The sequence below is a fragment of the Mycobacterium sp. NGS61 genome (assembly GCF_059812325.1).
The window spans coordinates 187,945-206,773 of the sequence record NZ_JCALCL010000001.1; the positions used below are offsets into that span (position 1 = coordinate 187,945).

General features: G+C 68.7%; 15 protein-coding genes. 6 read left to right on the forward strand and 9 right to left on the reverse strand.

Translation table 11 applies throughout. The features are described 5' to 3' along the window. Positions 1-59: 59 nt before the first annotated feature. The 4 genes from gatB to gatC form a co-directional block, all read right to left on the reverse strand. The gene (gene gatB, locus AC5Y3Z_RS00900) at positions 60-1,568 is read right to left on the reverse strand and encodes an Asp-tRNA(Asn)/Glu-tRNA(Gln) amidotransferase subunit GatB (protein WP_473138958.1); all 1,509 of its coding nucleotides are present in this window, start codon (positions 1,566-1,568) and stop codon (positions 60-62) included. A 44-nt stretch (positions 1,569-1,612) separates the two neighbouring features. After that, complete coding sequence (locus AC5Y3Z_RS00905) at positions 1,613-2,644, reverse strand: ATP-dependent 6-phosphofructokinase (protein WP_463827091.1); 1,032 nt, start codon at positions 2,642-2,644, stop codon at positions 1,613-1,615. 111 nt (positions 2,645-2,755) lie between these two features. After that, positions 2,756-4,240, reverse strand: a complete 1,485-nt coding sequence (gene gatA / locus AC5Y3Z_RS00910; protein WP_473138959.1) for an Asp-tRNA(Asn)/Glu-tRNA(Gln) amidotransferase subunit GatA — start codon at positions 4,238-4,240, stop codon at positions 2,756-2,758. Then, positions 4,237-4,536 (reverse strand): Asp-tRNA(Asn)/Glu-tRNA(Gln) amidotransferase subunit GatC, encoded by a 300-nt coding sequence (gatC, locus tag AC5Y3Z_RS00915; protein WP_463827093.1) that lies wholly within the window; start codon positions 4,534-4,536, stop codon positions 4,237-4,239. Before gatC ends, gatA begins: the two co-directional genes overlap by 4 nt. A gap of 118 nt (positions 4,537-4,654) precedes the next feature. On the opposite strand from gatC, the gene AC5Y3Z_RS00920 reads away from it, so the two are divergent. The 3 genes from AC5Y3Z_RS00920 (at position 4,655) to AC5Y3Z_RS00930 (ending at position 9,946) form a co-directional block, all read left to right on the forward strand. Then, a complete protein-coding gene (locus AC5Y3Z_RS00920) occupies positions 4,655-7,288 on the forward strand; it encodes a protein kinase domain-containing protein (protein ID WP_473138960.1) in 2,634 nt (877 codons plus the stop codon). Positions 7,289-7,332: 44 nt separating this feature from the next. Beyond that, on the forward strand, positions 7,333-7,989 hold the full coding sequence (locus AC5Y3Z_RS00925; RefSeq protein ID WP_463827095.1) for an ACT domain-containing protein: 657 nt from the start codon (positions 7,333-7,335) through the stop codon (positions 7,987-7,989). Positions 7,990-8,110: 121 nt separating this feature from the next. Then, on the forward strand, positions 8,111-9,946 hold the full coding sequence (locus tag AC5Y3Z_RS00930) for a bifunctional diguanylate cyclase/phosphodiesterase (RefSeq protein ID WP_463827096.1): 1,836 nt from the start codon (positions 8,111-8,113) through the stop codon (positions 9,944-9,946). A gap of 6 nt (positions 9,947-9,952) precedes the next feature. On the opposite strand, the gene ligA is transcribed toward AC5Y3Z_RS00930, so the two are convergent. Beyond that, the gene (gene ligA / locus AC5Y3Z_RS00935) at positions 9,953-12,040 is read right to left on the reverse strand and encodes an NAD-dependent DNA ligase LigA (protein WP_473138961.1); all 2,088 of its coding nucleotides are present in this window, start codon (positions 12,038-12,040) and stop codon (positions 9,953-9,955) included. A 92-nt stretch (positions 12,041-12,132) separates the two neighbouring features. Here ligA and AC5Y3Z_RS00940 point away from each other — a divergent pair, with 92 nt between their 5' ends. Beyond that, positions 12,133-12,759, forward strand: a complete 627-nt coding sequence (locus tag AC5Y3Z_RS00940) for a TetR/AcrR family transcriptional regulator (protein WP_463827098.1) — start codon at positions 12,133-12,135, stop codon at positions 12,757-12,759. Here the strand turns inward: AC5Y3Z_RS00940 and AC5Y3Z_RS00945 are convergent. Further along, positions 12,756-13,787: a uroporphyrinogen decarboxylase/cobalamine-independent methonine synthase family protein gene (locus tag AC5Y3Z_RS00945; RefSeq protein ID WP_463827099.1), complete on the reverse strand. Its 1,032-nt coding sequence runs from the start codon at positions 13,785-13,787 to the stop codon at positions 12,756-12,758. The genes AC5Y3Z_RS00940 and AC5Y3Z_RS00945 overlap by 4 nt on opposite strands. A gap of 125 nt (positions 13,788-13,912) precedes the next feature. Here AC5Y3Z_RS00945 and AC5Y3Z_RS00950 point away from each other — a divergent pair, with 125 nt between their 5' ends. Next, positions 13,913-14,530 (forward strand): sensor domain-containing protein, encoded by a 618-nt coding sequence (locus AC5Y3Z_RS00950; protein WP_473138962.1) that lies wholly within the window; start codon positions 13,913-13,915, stop codon positions 14,528-14,530. Positions 14,531-14,546: 16 nt separating this feature from the next. On the opposite strand, the gene mnmA is transcribed toward AC5Y3Z_RS00950, so the two are convergent. Beyond that, the gene (gene mnmA / locus AC5Y3Z_RS00955) at positions 14,547-15,629 is read right to left on the reverse strand and encodes a tRNA 2-thiouridine(34) synthase MnmA (protein ID WP_463827101.1); all 1,083 of its coding nucleotides are present in this window, start codon (positions 15,627-15,629) and stop codon (positions 14,547-14,549) included. After that, complete coding sequence (locus AC5Y3Z_RS00960; protein WP_473138963.1) at positions 15,629-16,807, reverse strand: cysteine desulfurase family protein; 1,179 nt, start codon at positions 16,805-16,807, stop codon at positions 15,629-15,631. The genes mnmA and AC5Y3Z_RS00960 overlap by 1 nt, the downstream gene beginning before the upstream one ends. 114 nt (positions 16,808-16,921) lie before the next feature. Here AC5Y3Z_RS00960 and AC5Y3Z_RS00965 point away from each other — a divergent pair, with 114 nt between their 5' ends. Further along, positions 16,922-18,427: a cryptochrome/photolyase family protein gene (locus tag AC5Y3Z_RS00965; RefSeq protein ID WP_473138964.1), complete on the forward strand. Its 1,506-nt coding sequence runs from the start codon at positions 16,922-16,924 to the stop codon at positions 18,425-18,427. On the opposite strand, the gene AC5Y3Z_RS00970 is transcribed toward AC5Y3Z_RS00965, so the two are convergent. Beyond that, the gene (locus AC5Y3Z_RS00970; RefSeq protein WP_473138965.1) at positions 18,424-18,804 is read right to left on the reverse strand and encodes an SRPBCC family protein; all 381 of its coding nucleotides are present in this window, start codon (positions 18,802-18,804) and stop codon (positions 18,424-18,426) included. The two genes, AC5Y3Z_RS00965 and AC5Y3Z_RS00970, sit on opposite strands and share 4 nt — an antisense overlap. Between the last annotated feature and the right edge of the window lie 25 nt (positions 18,805-18,829).

Sequence of the window (18,829 nt, forward strand, 5' to 3'; positions counted from 1 at the left end):
CGATCATGATGTACCACCGGATCGTCGGCCGATCACGCGTGTCCGGGCCGGAAAGCCGCCTACCCCTGTCCGCACGCCGCCAGCACGAGCTCGCGCACCCGTGCGGCATCGGCCTGTCCCCGGGTGGCCTTCATCACCGCACCCACGATCGCGCCGGCCGCGGCCACCTTGCCACCCCGGATCTTCTCCGCCACATCAGGATTGGCGGCCAAAGCCTCGTCGACTGCGGCCTGCGTCACCGAGTCGTCGCGCACCAGCTCCAGGCCGCGCGCCGACATCACCTGTGCCGGTTCACCTTCCCCGGCCAGCACTCCTTCGACCACCTCGCGAGCCAACTTGTTGGACAGCTTGCCCTCCTCGACCAGCGCGATGACCGCTGCGACCTGGGCCGGGGTGATGGGCAGTTCGTCGAGCCCGGTGCCGGCCTCGTTGGCCTTCTGCACCAGGAAGTTTCCCCACCACGATCGTGCCTCTTTGCTTGCTGCGCCGTGCTTGACGGTCGCAGCGACCAGCTCCACCGCACCGGCGTTGACCAGGTCGCGCATCACCTCGTCGGAGATGCCCCACTCGTCCTGAATTCGCTTGCGGCTCAACCACGGTAGCTCAGGGATGGTGTGGCGCAATCTCTCCACGAGCTCGCGGCTGGGCGCCACGGGCTCGAGGTCGGGTTCGGGGAAATACCGGTAGTCCTGCGCGGTTTCCTTCGCGCGACCCGGGCTGGTGTAGCCGGCCTCGTGGAAATGCCGGGTTTCCTGGACGATTTCGCCGCCGGCCAGCAGCACGGCGGCCTGACGCTGCATTTCGTAGCGCACCGCCACCTCGACGCTTTTCAGCGAGTTGACGTTTTTCGTCTCGGTGCGGGTGCCGAATTCGGCGGCGCCCTTGGCCATCAGCGACACGTTGGAGTCACAGCGCATCGAGCCCTGGTCCATCCGGACATCGGAGACGTCCAGCGATCGCAACACCTCGCGCAGCGCGGTGACGTAGGCCCGCGCGATCTGCGGTGCCCGGTCCCCAGCACCCACGATGGGTTTGGTGACGATTTCGATCAGCGGCACACCCGCCCGGTTGTAGTCGATCAGCGAGGTGGTGGCGCCGTGGATCCGGCCGGTCTCGCTGCCGATGTGGGTGAGTTTGCCGGTGTCCTCCTCCATGTGCGCGCGTTCGATCTCGACCCGCCAGGTGGTGCCGTCCTCCAGCGGCGCCTCCAGGTAACCGTTGATGGCGATGGGCTCGTCGTATTGCGAGATCTGGTAGTTCTTGGGCATGTCGGGGTAGAAGTAGTTCTTCCGGGCGAACCGGCACCACGGCACGATCTCGCAGTTCAGCGCCAGCCCGATGCGAATGGCCGACTCCACCGCAACCTGGTTGAGCACCGGCAGCGAGCCGGGCAGACCCAGGCACACCGGGCACACCTGCGTGTTGGGCTCGCCGCCGAACACGTTGGCGCAGCCGCAGAACATTTTCGTGGCGGTGGACAGCTCGACGTGCACTTCCAGTCCGAGTACCGGGTCGAACTGTGCGATGACCTCGTCATATTCCAGCAGGTCAGCCCTAGCAATCGTCATGGACACCGATCCTAACGGTGACTGCGGGGGCGGTCCCGCCAGCGTCAGCCGAAGAAGGCGGCGGCGTCGTCGTAACGGCTTTCGGGCACCAATTTGAGTTGACGTACGGCGTCGGCCAGCGGAACCCGGCCGATGTCCTGGCCCCGCAGCGACACCATCTGTCCGTACTCGCCGGCGTGCGCCGCATCGGCGGCGTTCACCCCGAACCTGGTGGCCAACACCCGGTCGTAGGCCGTCGGAGAGCCGCCGCGCTGGACGTGACCCAGCACGGTCACCCGCACGTCCTTGTTGATGCGCTTCTCCACTTCCGATCCGAGTTGGGCCGCCACCCCGGTGAACTTTTCGTGGCCGAACTCGTCAATGCCGCCTTCGCGCAACGCAATTGAGCCTTCGACGGGCTTAGCGCCTTCGGCCACCACGCAGATGAAGTGCGAATCTCCGCGCTGGAAGCGACGTTTGACGAGACGACACACCTCCTCGACGTCGAAGGGTTGCTCGGGAATGAGCGTCATGTGCGCTCCGGAGGCCAGGCCGGCGTTCAGCGCGATCCATCCGGCGTGTCGTCCCATCACCTCGACCAGCATCACCCGCTGGTGGGATTCGGCCGTGCTGTGCAGCCGGTCGATGGCGTCGGTGGCCACCGTCAATGCGGTGTCGTGGCCGAAAGTGACGTCGGTGCAGTCGATGTCGTTGTCGATGGTCTTGGGCACACCGACCACCGGGACATTCTCCTGCGCGAGCCAGTGCGCGGCCGTCAGCGTGCCTTCGCCGCCGATCGGGATGAGCACGTCGATGCCGTTGTCGTCGAGGGTCTGCTTGACCTGGTCCAGCCCGGCCCGCAACTTGTCCGGATTCACCCGCGCGGTGCCCAGCATGGTTCCGCCCTTGGCCAGCAACCGGTCGTTGCGGTCGTCGTTCTTCAGTTGCATGCGCCGGTTCTCGAGCAGCCCACGCCACCCGTCCTGGAAGCCGACCACCGACGAGCCGTAGCGGGCGTCGCAGGTCCGCACGACCGCCCGAATGACAGCGTTGAGGCCGGGACAGTCGCCGCCGCCCGTCAGTACTCCGATGCGCATGGGTTCATCTTGCCCCGTGGCCCGGCTGATGGCGCGAGCAGACGCAGAATCGCATAGGAACCGCTGATTTCGTGCGATTCTGCGTCTGCTCGCCAGCCGTCGGAGCGGCCCTCAGACAGCGGTGGGCAGCGGCCCGCGGGCGGCTTCGTAGGCGGCTCCGACCCGATAGAGGCGGTCGTCGGCGAGAGCGGGCGCCATGATCTGCAGTCCTACCGGCAGGTTGTCGTCCGGGGCCAGCCCGGACGGCACCGACATTCCGCAGTGGCCGGCCAGGTTCAGCGGCAACGTGCACAAGTCGAACAGATACATGGCCAGCGGGTCGTCCACCTTCTCCCCCAGCCGGAAGGCGGTCGTCGGCGTGGCCGGCGAGACCAGCACGTCGACGGACCGGTAGGCCTCGTCGAGGTCGCGGGCGATCAGCGTGCGGACCTTCTGCGCCTGGTTGTAGTAGGCGTCGTAGTATCCGGCGGACAACGCATAGGTGCCAATCATGATGCGGCGCTTCACTTCTGGCCCGAAGCCGGCCGCGCGGGTCAGTGCCATCACTTCTTCGGCACTGTGTGTGCCGTCGTCGCCGACCCGCAAGCCGTAGCGCATCGCATCGAAGCGCGCCAGGTTGCTCGACACCTCCGACGGCAGGATCAGGTAGTAGGCGGGCAATGCGTAGTCGAAGTGCGGACAGTCGACTTCGCTGACCTCGGCGCCCAGCGATGTGAGCTGCTCGACGGCGGCTTCGAACGACCTGAGCACCCCGGCCTGGTAGCCCTCGCCGCTGTGTAGCTGGCGGACCACGCCGACCCGTACGCCGTTGAGGTCACCGCTCGCACCGGCCTTGGCGGCGCCCACGACGTCGGGCACCTCGGCGTTGATCGAGGTGGAGTCGCGCGGGTCGTGACCGGCGATCACCTGATGCAGCAGCGCGGTGTCCAGGACGGTGCGCGCGCACGGTCCACCCTGGTCCAGCGACGACGCGCATGCCACCAGCCCGTACCGGGACACCGTGCCGTAGGTGGGTTTGACGCCGACGGTCGCGGTCAGCGCGGCGGGCTGGCGGATCGAGCCGCCGGTGTCCGAACCGATGGCCAGCGGTGCCTGAAATGCGGCCAGGGCCGCCGCGCTGCCGCCACCGGAGCCGCCGGGGACGCGTTCGACGTCCCACGGGTTGCGGGTCGGGCCGTAGGCGGAGTTCTCGGTCGACGAACCCATCGCGAACTCGTCCATGTTGGTCTTGCCCAGGATCGGGATGCCCGCGGCCCGCAGCCGGGCGGTCAGGGTGGCGTCGTACGGCGCTTGCCAGCCCTCGAGGATCTTCGAGCCGCAGGTAGTGGGCATGTCGGCGGTGGTGAAAACGTCCTTGAGGGCCAGCGGCACCCCGGCCAGTGCCGACGGCAGCTCCTCCCCGGCGGCCACCTTGTCGTCGACGGCGGCGGCGGCCGCCAGCGCGGCGTCGGCTGCGACGTGCAGGAATGCGCCGTACTGCGCGTCGGTGGCGGCAATCTGGTCCAGGCAGGCCCGGGTGAGCTCGGTCGACGACAGTTCTTTGGCGGCGATCTTGGCGGCCAGGGTGGCCGCGTCGAGCCGGATGATGTCCGTCACTGGCTCTCTCCGAGGATCTGCGGGACGGCGAAGCGCCCGTCGACGGCTTCGGGTGCCGCGGCGAGCGCCTGCGGCTGGGTCAAGGACGGTCGGGGCTCATCCGGCCGGGTGACGTTGACGTCCTTGAGCGGGTTGTCGGTGGCTTCCACGCCGGTGACGTCGACGGCCTGGATCTGGCTGACGTGGTTGATGATGGCGTCGAGTTGACCGGCGAAACTGTCCAGCTCGGAGTCGGTCAGTGCAAGCCGAGCCAGCCGGGCCAGATGGGCCACCTCGTCGCGAGAGATCTGGGACACGAGCGAAAAGCCTAACCTCCGGCGACGATGCATCCCGGCACGGGATGTTGAGCAGCCGGAGGACGCGGCTACGGCGTTACCCTCGTCATGGATCACACCGAGCATCGGATCGATAGTCGTGCGAACAGACCTCGGGCATTACCGCCTGCTCCGGCCACTGGCCCGGTCGCGCTGCGAAGTGTACGAGGCCGAGAACACGATCAGCGGGCAGCGGGTCGCCCTGAAGATCCTGCCGACGCGCCGCGCGCCCGACACGCTGCGCGCGCAGTTGCGCCAGGACATGACCATCACGGTGCAGCTGCGCGACGAACCTCATCTCGTTCCCGTCGACGAGTGGGGCGAACTCGACGGCCGGTTCTACCTGCAGATGCCGCTGCTGGCCGGTAGCGATCTGCAGACCCTGCTGGACCGCGACGGTCCACTCGAACCGGCGGCAGCAGCCGACCTGGTGGATCAGCTCGCCGCGGCACTGGAGGCCGCGCACCGGGCCGGTCTGATCCACACCGGGATCGCACCGCAGAACATCCTGGTCGGGGACGACGGTTCGGCGTATCTGCTGGGTCTCGGTTACCGCGATTTCCTTGCGCAATGCGAGGCGTACGACGACGTTCTGGACCCGGGCCACACGCTCGCCGATGCCCGGATCGGTTGGCCCCCTGAACAGTTCACCGGCAACGGGCTGTCCGAGCGCGCCCATGTCTACGCCCTGGCCGCGGTGGCGTATGCCTGCCTGACCGGCGCGCCCGCCGACCGGGCCGGCACTGCGACGCCCAGCCAGCTGCTAGCGAGCCTGCCCACGGGCGTCGACGACGTGGTGAATCGGGGCATGTCCCGGGATCCCGCGGATCGCTTCGCCACTGCGACACATCTGGCCCACGCGATCCGCGACGCACTGGTCGAACCGCACGTCGACGAGCCGCCGGCACAGTTCGGGCAGTATCGGTTGCTGCGGCGACTGCCGGGCCGGCGCCATGCGTGTTACGAGGCCGAGGACACCACCACCTCGGCGCGGGTTGCGGTGCAGATGTTCAGGGCACGCGATGCCGACGATCCCCTGGTGCGTCGGGTGAAGCGCGAGGTGAGCATGGCGACGCTGGTGCTGCGGCCGCTCGGGGAGCCACAGCTGGTGCTGGTCGATCACGTCGGTGAGGTCGACGGCCAGTTCTACGTGCAGCTGCCCTACATCGAAGGCGTGGCGCTGGGCACGTTGCTGGATCGGTACGGACCGCTGAGCCCGTCGCGGGCCGTGCAGGTCGTCAGCCACATCGCGGGTGCGCTCGACGCGGTGCACGGCGCGGTGCCGCTACCGGGAGCGGTAGTGCCGGATCGGATTCTGGTGAGCCGACACCACCTGGCTTACCTGCTGTGCGAACCGGTATTGCAGGACGACGATCCCGACTCGAGTCCCCTCGACACCGAACCGCCTGTCTTCGGGTATCTGGCTCCGGAACGCTTCCAGACCGGCGACCGCACCAATGCCGGGGACCGGTATTCGCTGGCGTGCATCCTGTATGCGTGCCTCACGGGTGTGTCGCCGTTCGGCGGCAGCGCCGCAGAGCAGATCCGTGGACTGCTCGCCAACGACGCGCCCAGACCCAGCGAGGTGAACACGTGGGTGCCGCGCACCTTCGATGCGGTGATCGCGCGCGGCATGGCAAAAGACCCGCGGCAGCGCTACCAGAGCGCGGGAGAGCTGGCGGCGGCTGCCCGCGCAGCGCTGGAGTCGGTGGCAGCGCCGACGATGGAGGAAGCCATCCCGCTTCCTACCGCGGAGATCTCCGCGGTCACCGTCCCGCTGCAGCTGCCGGGCTGTGGCGTGTGCGGCCACGGCGTTGTCGTCGACAGCGGCCGGTCGCAGGCCGACGAGTTGTTGTGCGAGAGCTGCCGACGGCAGGGATTGCCGGGCGAGTTGGTTCGACGCCTGCAGGGCGCCTCGGACGAGCCGGTGATCGTCGCCGGTTTCGTGTTGCTGGAGACGCTGGACCGGGGCGGCGGACCCGGCCAGGTGTTTCGCGCCCGCAAGCAGGTCACCGGGGACATCTGCGTGTTGCGCGTGGTGGCGAAGACCGCGGTAGCCCCCGACGAGGCCCGGCGGTCGGCGCCATTGGCGGACCTGTCGGGCTTGCGCAACCCCAACGTCGTCGCCCTGCAGGAAGTCATACCGGTCGGCGAGTTCCTGCTGGTCGTCTCGGAATACTGCCCGGGTGACACGGTGCAGGGACTCGTCCGGCGGCTGGGCCGGCTCTCAGTCCGCCAGGCGATGTCAGTGGTCCTGCCGTGCCTGGACGGGATCGACGCGGCGCACAGCTTCATGCGTAGCGACGGCTCGATGGGCGTCATGCACCGCAACATCACCCCGGCCAGCCTGCTGCTGACCTGGACCGGCCCGCATCCGGTGACCAAGATCGCCGACTTCGGCTTCGCCACGCCGACACCGCCGGACCCGGAGTTCACCCCGCGGCCGCAGGTGGTCCGACCCGACCGGGCGGCCCGGGACGTCGACACCTGGCGGATGGGCGCCTGCCTGTACTACATGCTGTCCGGCGCGGCGCCCCGGCAGCCTTCGGACAGCAGAGATCCCGCCGAGGTCGTGATGAGCACGACAGCTACGCCGATCCGCCGGCTGAACCTCGAGGTGCCGCCGCGACTCGCGGCCGTGATCGACGACGCCGTGACCGACGCTCCGCACATCAGCATCCCGACGGCCAGCCACCTCGCGGCGGCGCTGCGCGCAGCGATGCGCTTCAGCTGAGAGCCGACATGCCCTCGCGGCTCGGCTGTGCAACAGTGTTGGCCGTGCCGTCGTATCTGTTGCGCATCGAGTTGATCGACCGACCAGGCAGTCTGGGGTCGCTCGCGGTTGCGCTCGGTTCGGTGGGGGCCGACATCCTGTCGTTGGACGTGGTGGAGCGCAGTTCGGGGTATGCCATCGACGATCTGGTGATCGAGCTGCCGGCGGGATCCATGCCGGACACGCTGATCACCGCCGCCGAAGCGCTGCCCGGGGTGCGGGTGGACAGCGTCCGCCCGCATACCGGACTGCTGGAGGCGCACCGCGAGCTGGAACTTCTCGACTTGGTGGCCGCGGCCGGTGGCCCGGAGGCAAAACTGCAGGTGCTGGCCGATCACGCTCCCCGAATCCTGCGGGTGGGCTGGTGCACGGTGTTGCGCAGCACACAGGGCAAGCTGCAACGACTGGCCGCCAGCGCCGGAGCGCCGGAGACCCGCGCCGACGCTGCTCCCTGGTTGCCGATCGAGCGCGCCGCGGCGCTGGACGGTGGCGCCGACTGGGTCCCGCCGGCCTGGCGGGACCTGGACACCACCATGGCCGCCGCGCCGTTGGGTGACCCGCAGACGGCGGTGGTGCTGGGCCGGCCGGGCCCGGAGTTTCGCCCGTCGGAGGTAGCTCGGCTGGGCTACCTCGCAGGCATTGTCGCGACGATGTTGCGCTGACGACCTGCGACTCGGTCGTCCTGGTCGCGCTGTGGCGCTATATTGAGGTTCCCATCCAGGCGGGGCGAGACTTTGCTGCAAGCGCAGCGAACTGTGCGACAGGCAACGCGGCAAGGAACCGATGGACAGCTCCGCTCCTCTCAGTCTGAACGCGATCATCACCGCGGTCGCCACCAAACTCCTGGGTGCGACCACCGGCAACGCCGCGCAGATCAGCACCGAGGTGCTGGCCGACCTGGTGAGTTTCCTCGATGTCGACGTGAGTTTCCTGCGGCACAACGACCACAGCATTCATGCGACGGTGTTGGTGGCCGAATGGCCGCAGCGGCCGAACATCCCGGATCCGGACCCGCTGCACACCATCTACTTCGCCGACGCCGACCCGATTTTCGCGATGGCGGAAAACGCCAAGAAGCCGGTGCTGCTGCGGCCTGACGCCCAGAGCGACGTATACCGGCGAATCGTCGCGGAGGCCACCGGCATACCGGCTGTCTCGGCGGCGTGCTTCCCGTTGTTGTCCGGTGACGTCACCACCGGCGTGCTCGGTTTTGTGAAACTGGGCGACCGCCGGTGGGACGACGACGAGATCAATGCGATGACCATCATCGCCACAATGTTCTCCCAGGTCCAAGCCCGGATAACCGTCGAAGACCGGTTGACCTACCAGGCCGCGCACGACGACCTGACAGCGCTGCCCAACCGGCAGAGTCTGCTGGCGCACCTCGACGGGCGGCTGGCCGGCGATGACGGACCGGTGGCGGTGCTGTCCTTCAATCTCGACCGGCTCAAAGCCATCAACGACTATCTGGGCCGCGCGGCCGGGGACCAGTTCATCCGCGATTTCGCGACCGAGACCCGGGCGGCGTTGCAGGGTCGGGGCCTGATCGCCCGGGTCGGAGGTGACGACTTCGTGGTGGTGCCCACGGCGACGATGGACCTGGCGCAGGCGCGACGGCTGGCGGAGGACCTCAGTGTTCGGCTCACCGACCACGTGCGGGTGGACGGCGAGATTCTCAATCGCACCGTCAGCGTCGGCGTTGCATTCGGTACGCCCGGCAAAGATTCCAGCCTGAGTTTGCTGCGGTACGCCGACGAGGCGCTGTCGGCAGCCAAGGCGTCCGGGGAGCGGATCGGCGTCTTCTCCCCCGAGATGCTCAGCCGGCGGGAGTTGCGCGCCGAGATGGAATTGCATCTGCAGCACGCCATCGAAACCGGCGCACTGACCGTCGTCTACCTGCCTGAAGTTCACATGGTGACGGGCAACATCCTGGCGGTGGAGGCGTTGGTGCGCTGGCAGCACCCGACGCGGGGGCTGCTGTTGCCCGACCTGTTCATTCCGGTCGCGGAATCGTTGAACCTGGCCGGGCAACTCGGTGAGTGGGTGCTCAACGCCGCGTGCGCCGACATGGCGCGCTGGCGGGCGGCCGGGGTGGGGGCCGCCACCATGCTGCGTGTCAATGTCTCGCCGGCCCAGCTGGTGGCGCACGACCTGGTGCGCGCGGTGGACCGCGCGATCAGCCGGTGCGGACTCGACGGCACCGCGATCGGCCTGGAGATCACCGAGAGCATGCTGATCAGAGACCTGGTCAGCACGAGAACAGTGCTGAGCGGGCTCACCGACATGGGGATCGACATCGCCATCGACGACTTCGGCACCGGGTTCAGCGGGATGGGCCTGCTCAGAACGCTGCCGGTGAGCACGTTGAAAATCGACCGGGGGTTCGTTCACGATCTGGAGACCAACAGCGACGATCTGGCGATCGTGCGCGCGGTCCTCGGCCTCGCTCAGGCGCTGGACCTCAACGTCGTCGCCGAGGGCGTCGAGACCGCAGGCGCGGCCCGAGCCCTGCTCGATCTGGGCTGCTTCCGCGCCCAGGGCTTCCTGTTCAGCCCGCCGCTGACCGCGGCGGCCACCCAGCGACTGCTGACCGTGGGCTCGGTGCGCACCGATTTCTGAGTGCGTTCAGTCGGCGCCGCCTTCCTCGACGGCCGGCCCCTCAGCCAGCAACTTTCGGAAACCGTCCTCGTCGAGCAGGGGCACCCCGAGTTCGACGGCCTTGTCGTACTTCGACCCGGGCGCGTCGCCGGCGACCACGTAGGAAGTCTTCTTCGACACCGAGCCGGCCGCCTTGCCGCCGCGGGACACGATGGCTTCCTTGGCCTCGTCGCGCGAGAAACCGGTCAGCGAACCGGTGACGACGATGGTGAGCCCCACCAGATTGCGCGGCACACTGTCGTCGCGCTCGTCGGCCAGCCGCACCCCGGCCGCCCGCCATTTCTCGACGATCTCGCGATGCCAGTCGACGGTGAACCACTCGGTGACCGCGGCCGCGATGGTGGGCCCCACCCCCTCCACCGCGGCGAGTTGCTCGGTGGACGCGGCGACGATCTCGTCCAGGCTGCCGAACTCAGTGGCCAGGGCGCGAGCCGCGGTCGGACCGACATGCCGGATCGACAGCGCCACCAACACCCGCCACAACGGCGCGGCCTTGGCCTTGTCCAGATTGGCCAGCAGCCGTTTGCCATTGGCCGACAGACCGCCGGCTTTGGTACGGAACAAGTCGGTGCGCAGCAGGTCCTCTTCGGTGAGATCGAACAGGTCGCCCTCACTGTCGACCACATGCGCCCCCAGCAACGCCACACCCGCTTCGTAGCCCAGCCCTTCGATGTCCAGGGCGTTGCGGCTGGCGACGTGAAAGATCCGCTCCCGCAACTGCGCCGGGCAACGCTGGGTGTTGGGGCACCGGATGTCGGCGTCGCCTTCCTTGGCTGGCGCCAGCGTGGTTCCGCATTCGGGACACGTTGTGGGCATGAGGAATTCGCGCTCGGAGCCGTCCCGCAGATCGACCACGGGGCCCAGCACCTCGGGGATGACGTCGCCGGCTTTGCGGATCACCACGGTGTCACCGATCAGCACACCCTTGCGTTTGACCTCCGAGCCGTTGTGCAGGGTCGCCTGGGACACCGTCGAACCGGCGACCTTGACCGGTGTCATCCAGGCGAACGGCGTCACCCGCCCGGTGCGGCCCACATTGACCCGGATGTCGAGCAGCTTGGTCTGAGCTTCCTCGGGCGGATATTTATAGGCGATCGCCCAGCGCGGAGCCCGCGACGTGGCGCCCAGCCGCCGCTGCAGGGCCACTTCGTCAACCTTGATGACGACGCCGTCGATCTCGTGGGCCACCTCGTGCCGGTGCTCACCCCAGTAGTCGACGCGCTCTTGCACGCCGTCGAGGTCGTCGACCAGCGCGGTGTGGTCCGACACCGGCAGTCCCCATGCCTTGAGCGCCAGGTACGCGTCGTGCTGGGTGGGCGGGCGGAAGCCTTCGGTGTGGCCCAGGCCGTGGCAGATCATCCGCAGCTTGCGGCGCGCGGTGACGGCCGGATCCTTCTGGCGCAACGATCCCGCCGCGCTGTTGCGCGGATTGGCGAACGGCGGCTTGCCGTTTTCGACGAGGCTGGCGTTGAGCGCCTGGAAATCATCCACCTGGAAGAACACCTCACCGCGTACTTCGAGCACGTCGGGGACCGGGTAACGATCGTCGGCGGTGAGCCGGTGCGGGACGTCGTCGATGGTGCGTGCGTTGTTGGTGACGTCTTCGCCGGTGCGCCCGTCACCCCGGGTCGCCGCGCGGGTCAACCGGCCGTTGCGGTAGACCAGCGACAAGGCCACGCCGTCGATCTTGAGCTCACACAGGTAGTGCGCCGCGTCGCCGACCTCGGCGTGCACGCGGGCGGCCCAAGCGGCCAGTTCCTCGCTGCTGAACGCATTGTCGAGGCTGAGCATCCGTTCCAGGTGCTCGGCGGCTTCGAAGTCGGTGGCGAATCCGGCGCCGCCGACCAGCTGGGTGGGCGAATCGGGAGTACGCAGCTCGGGATGCTCGGTCTCGAGCGCTTCCAGCTTGCGCAACAACACGTCGAACTCCGCGTCGGTGATGATCGGCGCGTCGCGCACGTAGTACCGGAACTGGTGTTCACGGACCTCCTCAGCCAGGTCCTGCCACTGCCGCAGGATTTCGGGGGCAGTCTGGTCGGCTGCTGAGGAGCTCACTCTCGCAGGCTAACCGAGCGCTCCGACACGTCGCCCGGCAACAGACCGCCGCAGCTGGACAGGTCCTCGGACGGTCCGACTACAGTTTGACGATGGCACCGCGACGCCCACCGACCCGGGCGGCAGCCGAGGCCGGCAGGCCGGTGGCGGGCGACGATCTCGAAGACCGCATCCTCGACGCAGCGCTGGCGGAGTACATGGACTTCGGCATCCATCGGTCGAGCATCGACAGCGTGGCCAGACGACTCGGTGTCGACCCCAGGACCGTGACGCAGAAGTTCACCAAGGCTTCGCTGGCCGACGCGGTGATGGTTCGCGAGGCGCGGCGTTACCTGGCCAACGTGGGCCAGCGCATCGCCGGGGACACCCTCCGCGCCCGAGTCGAGGAAGGTTTCGTCGCCGGCGTCTCCCGTCGCCGCGAACAGCACATCCTGCAGGCGCTGCTCGACCGCGACCCGGTGGCGGCGATGGCATTCCTGGTAGGTCCCGACGCGGGCCGGCTGCTGGAATACGCGACCGAAGTCACCCGCAGAGCACTCGCAGAGGCGCCGGACGCGTCCGCGTACACCGCGGCCAGCCTGGACGCCGCCGCGCTCGCCATGATTCGGCTGGCGCACTCGATGTCCAACGCCCCACCGGATCGCGAGATGGACGACCACTATCTACGCTCGATCGCCCGCAGCGTCCTGCTGCCGATCCTGATGCCGGTCTGCCGCTAGTCGCCGATCTGGTCGGGATCGTCGGCGAACGCTTCAGCGGCCCGGCGAGCAAGCTCAATGGCAGTGCGCGCCCACTCCGACGTGGCGTCCGCCAGGCCGCAAGCCGGAGTGACGCCCACCCGGTCCCGCAAGGCCGCACGCCCGAACCCGAGCCGGTCGACCACGCCGACCAGGGCGACCGCGACCTCCTCGGCGGACGGCCGCCGCTCCGGGGCGGCAGCGGGAACCACGCCCAGCAGGATGCCACGACCCGAGTCGACCAAGGCCGCGATGGCGTCCAAGTCGGCGGCCTTGAGCGTGCCGACATCCACCGACACCGCGCTGAACTGACTGCGCTGCAACAGATTCCAAGGCAGGTCCGGGGCACAGCTGTGCAGCAGCGCGTCCCCGCCGACCGCCTGCACGCAGGTGTTCAGCAGGTCGGCGGCAACAGTTTCGTCGAGCGGGCGGACCGGACTCAGTGCCGTCACCCCGGTCAGGCCCCCGCCCAGTGCGGTCGGCAGCGTCGGTTCGTCGAACTGGACCACCACCGGCGTGTCGAGGCGGCGCGCCAGCGTCGCGCGATGGCGGGCTACGCCCTCGGCCAACGAAGCGGCCAGGTCCCGTAGTGCGCCGGGATCGGTGATCGCGCGGTGGCCGTTGCTGAGCTCCAGCCCGGCGGCCAGCGTGACCGGTCCCGGAGCCTGCACTTTGACCACCCGGTCGCCGCCACGCAGACCTGCTGTCTCCCAGGCCTCCTCCAGCGCATCCATGTCCTCGTCCAGCAGGCTGATCGCGCGGCGCGTCACCGCGCCCGGGCGCGCCACCACGCGGTAGCCGCGCGGCACCGTGTCGACGGCAACGTCGACCAGCAGCGCGCCCGCGCGTCCGATCAGGTCGGCACCCACTCCCCTGCCGGGCAACTCGGTCAGATGGGCCATCGCACCCGCCAGTTCGCCGACGACGACCTCTGCGGCCCGGCGCGCGACAGTCCCGGGCCAGGAGCCGATCCCGGTGGCCTTGACCGGCAGGTCCGCGAAAACACTCACCGGCCAACCGTATTCGACTTCACTTTGCGCACCGGCTGGCAGGGGTGTTTAGTGCGTTGCACGGGTCACGATTTTCCGTCGGCAACAGGCGGCGCGCGGGTAGGTTTGGCGCAGAAGGGTGGCAGATGGCCAGACTGCTGTGGTGTTGCGCGCTGTTGCTGACCGCCGCGTGTACCCGGGTGGTGGCCGGCGAAGCGTTGCCCAAGTTCGGCGCCGTCCCGGTCGGGGTGCTCGACGCGGGCGCGGTGCTGCTGGACCAGTCGCGGATGCGCGCCATCACCGGCGCGGGTGAGCATCTGACGATCATCCCGTCGATGGACGGCAGATACCCCGTCGACGTCGACAGCCTCGCTGCCACCGCACCGCCGGAGTGCCGCTTCGTGTTCGCCGAGACCGCCACCTTCGGCCCGGGAGTGAAGGCGTTTCACAAGACGACGTTTCAGGACCCGCCACAGGGCCGGTTGATCTCGGAGGGCGCGGCGAGCTACACCGACACCGACACCGCCCGACGCGCGTTCGACGCGTTGGTGGCCACCGTCGACAGTTGCGCGGCCAGTTCGATGGGCTGGCTGCTCGTCGACGAGTGGAAGGCCGGTGCCGACTCGCTGCGGATGCGGCCGGGCAACTGCGGCCGTGACTACCGGGTGCTCTCGGTGGCGTTGCTGGAAGTCACCTTCTGCGGCTTCCCGGAATCGGTGTCGGAGATCGTGCTGACGAACATCGCTGCCAACGTGCCCGGCTGACCATCCGGCCGCCCGATCACGACCCCCGGGACGTAGCCGCGATAGTCGCGCTGCCGATCACCTCGTCGCCGTCGGGGTCGGGACGGTAAAGCACCAGGGTCTGCCCGCGCGCCACCCCGCGCAACGGGGCACGCAACTGCACGACGAGTTCGTCGTCCACCAATTCTGCTACCGCACTGGTGATTTCACCGTGTGCCCGGACCTGGACCTCGCACTCGATCGGGCCGGACGGCGGGTGGCCGCCGGTGAAGACCGGCTCCCGGCCGGTCACTGCCAGCACGTCGAGGTCGGCCACGTTGCCGACGTGCACCGTCGCAGTGTCGGCGTCGATGGCCGTCACATACCGCGGCCGGCCGTCCGGGCCGGGTCCGGCGATGCCCAGCCCCTTGCGCTGCCCGATGGTGAACCCGTGCACGCCGTCGTGCTCGGCCACTACGGTCCCGTGCTGGTCCACCACGCTGCCCGGACGGACGCCGATCCGGGCGCCCAGGAACGCCTGGGTGTTGCCGGACGGGATGAAACAGATGTCGTGACTGTCCGGTTTGTCGGCGACGGCCAGGCCACGGCGCGATGCCTCGGCGCGGATCTGCGCCTTGGGGGTGTCGCCGATCGGAAACGCCGCGTGCCGCAATTGCGCGGCACTGAGCACGGCCAGCACATAGGACTGGTCCTTGGCGCGGTCGACAGCGCGGCACAGTCGGCCGTCGGCGAGTCGCGCGTAATGCCCGGTGACAACCGTGTCGAAGCCGAGTGCCAATGCACGCGCCGACAGTGCCGAGAACTTGATCTGCTGATTGCACCGCACGCAGGGATTCGGAGTTTCCCCGCGGGCGTAGGACGCCACGAAATCGTCGATCACATCCGCCTGGAACTTCTCGGCGAAATCCCAGACGTAGAACGGTATTCCGAGTACATCGGCCACCCGGCGCGCATCGGCGGCGTCTTCCTTGGAACAGCAGCCCCGGGATCCGGTGCGCAGGGCGCCCGGCGCGGTTGACAGCGCCAGATGCACGCCCACGACGTCATGTCCGGCATCGACCATGCGGGCGGCGGCGACCGAGGAGTCGACGCCACCGCTCATTGCGGCGAGGACCTTCATTACGAAAGCCCCGCTGCGGCCAAAGCCGCCCGGCGCGCCCGCGCCACCGCGGCGGGCAGCACCTGCAGCGCGGCATCGACGTCAGCGTCGACGCTGCTGTGCCCCAACGACAGTCGCAACGACCCACGGGCACTGGCCGGATCGGCGCCCATCGCGAGCAACACGTGCGAGGGCTGCGCGACACCGGCCGTGCAGGCCGACCCCGTCGAGCATTCGATTCCGTTGGCGTCCAACAGCATCAGCAATGCGTCGCCTTCACACCCGCGAAAGGTGAAGTGCGCATTGCCCGGCAGTCGCAGCGGATCGAGGGCGCCGTTGAGGTGGACGTCGTCGATCTCGGCGAGCACACCCGTTACCAGGCGATCGCGCAATGCGCGCAGCCTCGCGCTATTGGCTTGCAGTCCGTCCACGGCGAGGCGGGCGGCGGTGGCCATTCCGACCGCCCCCGCGACATCCGGTGTGCCGGAACGGATATCGCGCTCTTGACCGCCGCCATGCAATTGCGGCACACAACTGACGTCGCGCCGCAGCAGCAGCGCACCCATCCCCGGCGGGCCGGCGAACTTGTGCGCGGCCACGCTCATCGCCGACAAGCCGCTGGCCGCGAAATCGACCGGCAACTGGCCGACGGCCTGGACAGCGTCGCTGTGCATGGGAACGCCGAATTCGGCGGCGACCGCGGCCAGCTCGGCGACCGGCATGACCGTGCCGACCTCGTTGTTGGCCCACATCACCGATACCAGCGCCACGTCTTCGTGGGTCTCTAGCTCCGCGCGCAGATCGGCGGCGGACACCGAGCCGTCGGGCGCGGTCGGCAGCCAGCTCACTTCGGCGCCTTCGTGCTCGGCCAGCCAGTTCACCGAGTCCAGCACCGCGTGGTGTTCGACCTCGGTGGTGATGATGCGCCGCCGGCCCGGCTCCGCGTCGCGGCGGGCCCAGAAGATCCCCTTGACGGCCAGGTTGTCGCTTTCGGTCCCGCCGGCGGTGAACAATACTTCGGAGGGACGCGCGCCCAGCTTGTCGGCAACCAGCTCACGGGACTCTTCGACCCGGCGGCGCGCCGCCCGGCCCGCGGTGTGCAGCGACGCGGCGTTGCCGACGGTGCCCAGGACGGCCGTCATCGCCTCGATGGCGGCGGGGTGCATCGGGGTGGTGGCGGCGTGATCGAGGTAGACCATGACCCGGCTTACGATACCGGCCTGTCCGGGCGACGACGCAGGCCGCAGCGGCCGCAGCCGGCCGTAGGGTGAAGAAGTGCCCAGCCCAGCCCCGCCCGCGCAACCCGAACTTCCGTGACCGACCGATCCGAGGCTGACTCCGCCCGGGAAACCCGGCGCTGGTGTTTTGCCGACCAACTCGGCCCGCACTTCCTCGACAGACCCGATCAGCTCGCGCTGCTGATCGAGTCCAGGGCGGTGTTCGAACGACGGCGTTTCCATCGCCGCAAGGCCCATCTGGTGCTCTCCGCGCTGCGGCATCGCGCCGCCGAACTCGGCGGGCAGGCCGTGTTCCTGCAGACCCGCACCTACCGTGAAGCCCTCGCACAGGTTGACGGCCCGCTCAGCGTGTGCCAGCCCACGTCGTGGGCCGCGGACCGATTCGTGCGTTCGCTGCCGTCGGTCGAGGTGTTGCCGGCCCGCGGCTTCTGCACCACCGGCGACCAGTTCGAACGGTGGGCGGGCGGGCAGCGCACGCTGCGGCTGGAGAACTTCTACCGCAGCGCGCGCCGCCGGTTCGATCTGCTGATGGACGGCGACGAACCGGTCACCGGTCGATGGAACTTCGATGCCGACAATCGGGAGCCCGCGCCGAAGAACGAACCAGCCCTGGGGGTGCCCGCCCCGTGGCGGCCCGACGAGGACGAGATCGACGAACAGGTCCGCGCGGATCTGGACCGCTGGGAACGCGACGGCGAGGTCGCGTTCGTCGGATCCGACGGCCCCCGCGAATTCGCCGTCACCGCAACCGAAGCCCAGCAGTCGCTCGAGGTGTTCCTCCGGGATCGGTTGCCGCACTTCGGTCCGCACGAAGACGCCATGCTCGCCGGTGACCGTTTCATGGCGCACAGCCTGCTCTCGGCCCCGATGAACCTGGGCCTGCTGGATCCGCTGCAGTGCGCCTATGCCGCCGAGGACGCCTACCGGGACGGCACTGCGCCGTTGGCAAGCGTGGAGGGTTACATCCGCCAACTCATCGGCTGGCGTGACTACATCTGGCACGTCTATTGGCATTTCGGCCGAAATTACCGCCGCCGCAACGCATTACAGGCCCACGCCGCTCTCCCGGACTGGTTCGCCGAATTGGACGCCGACGCCGTCGAAGCGCACTGCCTCAGGGACGTACTGGCCCAGGTCCGCGACCACGGCTGGGTGCACCACATCCCGAGGCTGATGGTGCTGTCCAACTATGCGCTGCAACGGGGTTGGCACCCGAGTGCGGTCACCGACTGGTTTCACCGTTGTTTCGTCGACGGCTACGACTGGGTGATGGTCGCCAATGTCGTTGGCATGTCATTGCACGCGGACGGCGGGTTGATGGCGACCAAGCCGTACGCCGCGGGCGGGGCATACATCAACCGGATGAGCGACTATTGCGGTGGCTGCCGGTATCGTCCCGGTGTCCGCGTCGGCGACGACGCCTGCCCGTTCACTGCCGGGTATTGGTCGTTCCTGTCCCGGAATAGCGAAGCGCTGCAGGGCAACCACCGGATGAAGCAGCCGCTGGCCGGCCTGGGCCGGCTCAAGGATCTCGACGAAGTACTGGCCCAGCAGCGTGCAATGGGCAATCGCCCACCTTAATTGGCGGCCAGTAGCAACTTTTCGATGCGATGCAGCGCCAGCGCACACACCGTCAGGTAGGCCGACGCCCACCACGGCGCGCTGAATGTGACCCGCGCTCCGCCCTCGGTCGGGTCGACGCGGTGTGACGTCGCGGGGATACCGGCGACCTTCCACGCCCAGAATCTGCCCGGCTGGAACTCGGTGATCAGGAACGGCACTCGCACCAGCAGCGATGTCTGAACCACACCCGTTGCTCCCAGCGCGAGCTCGGAGTACAGCGGGTCCAGTTCGGCGCCGCTGATCGAAGGCCCCCATTTGGGCCATGCGTCCAGATCGACCAGGAGCTGCCAGGCCGCCTCGGGCGACGCGGATATGGTTCGGTGCACGCTGAGCATCTGCAGGGGTTTCCCCGCTGCGCGG

Coding starts and splice junctions, on each gene's coding strand:
- AC5Y3Z_RS00950 (WP_473138962.1), top strand. CDS start 13,913: ATGGCCAGACTGCTGTGGTGTTGCGCGCTGTTGCTGACCGCCGCGTGT.
- AC5Y3Z_RS00940 (WP_463827098.1), top strand. CDS start 12,133: ATGGCACCGCGACGCCCACCGACCCGGGCGGCAGCCGAGGCCGGCAGG.
- AC5Y3Z_RS00960 (WP_473138963.1), bottom strand. CDS start 16,807: ATGGTCTACCTCGATCACGCCGCCACCACCCCGATGCACCCCGCCGCC.
- mnmA (WP_463827101.1), bottom strand. CDS start 15,629: ATGAAGGTCCTCGCCGCAATGAGCGGTGGCGTCGACTCCTCGGTCGCC.
- AC5Y3Z_RS00930 (WP_463827096.1), top strand. CDS start 8,111: ATGGACAGCTCCGCTCCTCTCAGTCTGAACGCGATCATCACCGCGGTC.
- AC5Y3Z_RS00970 (WP_473138965.1), bottom strand. CDS start 18,804: ATGCTCAGCGTGCACCGAACCATATCCGCGTCGCCCGAGGCGGCCTGG.
- AC5Y3Z_RS00905 (WP_463827091.1), bottom strand. CDS start 2,644: ATGCGCATCGGAGTACTGACGGGCGGCGGCGACTGTCCCGGCCTCAAC.
- gatB (WP_473138958.1), bottom strand. CDS start 1,568: ATGACGATTGCTAGGGCTGACCTGCTGGAATATGACGAGGTCATCGCA.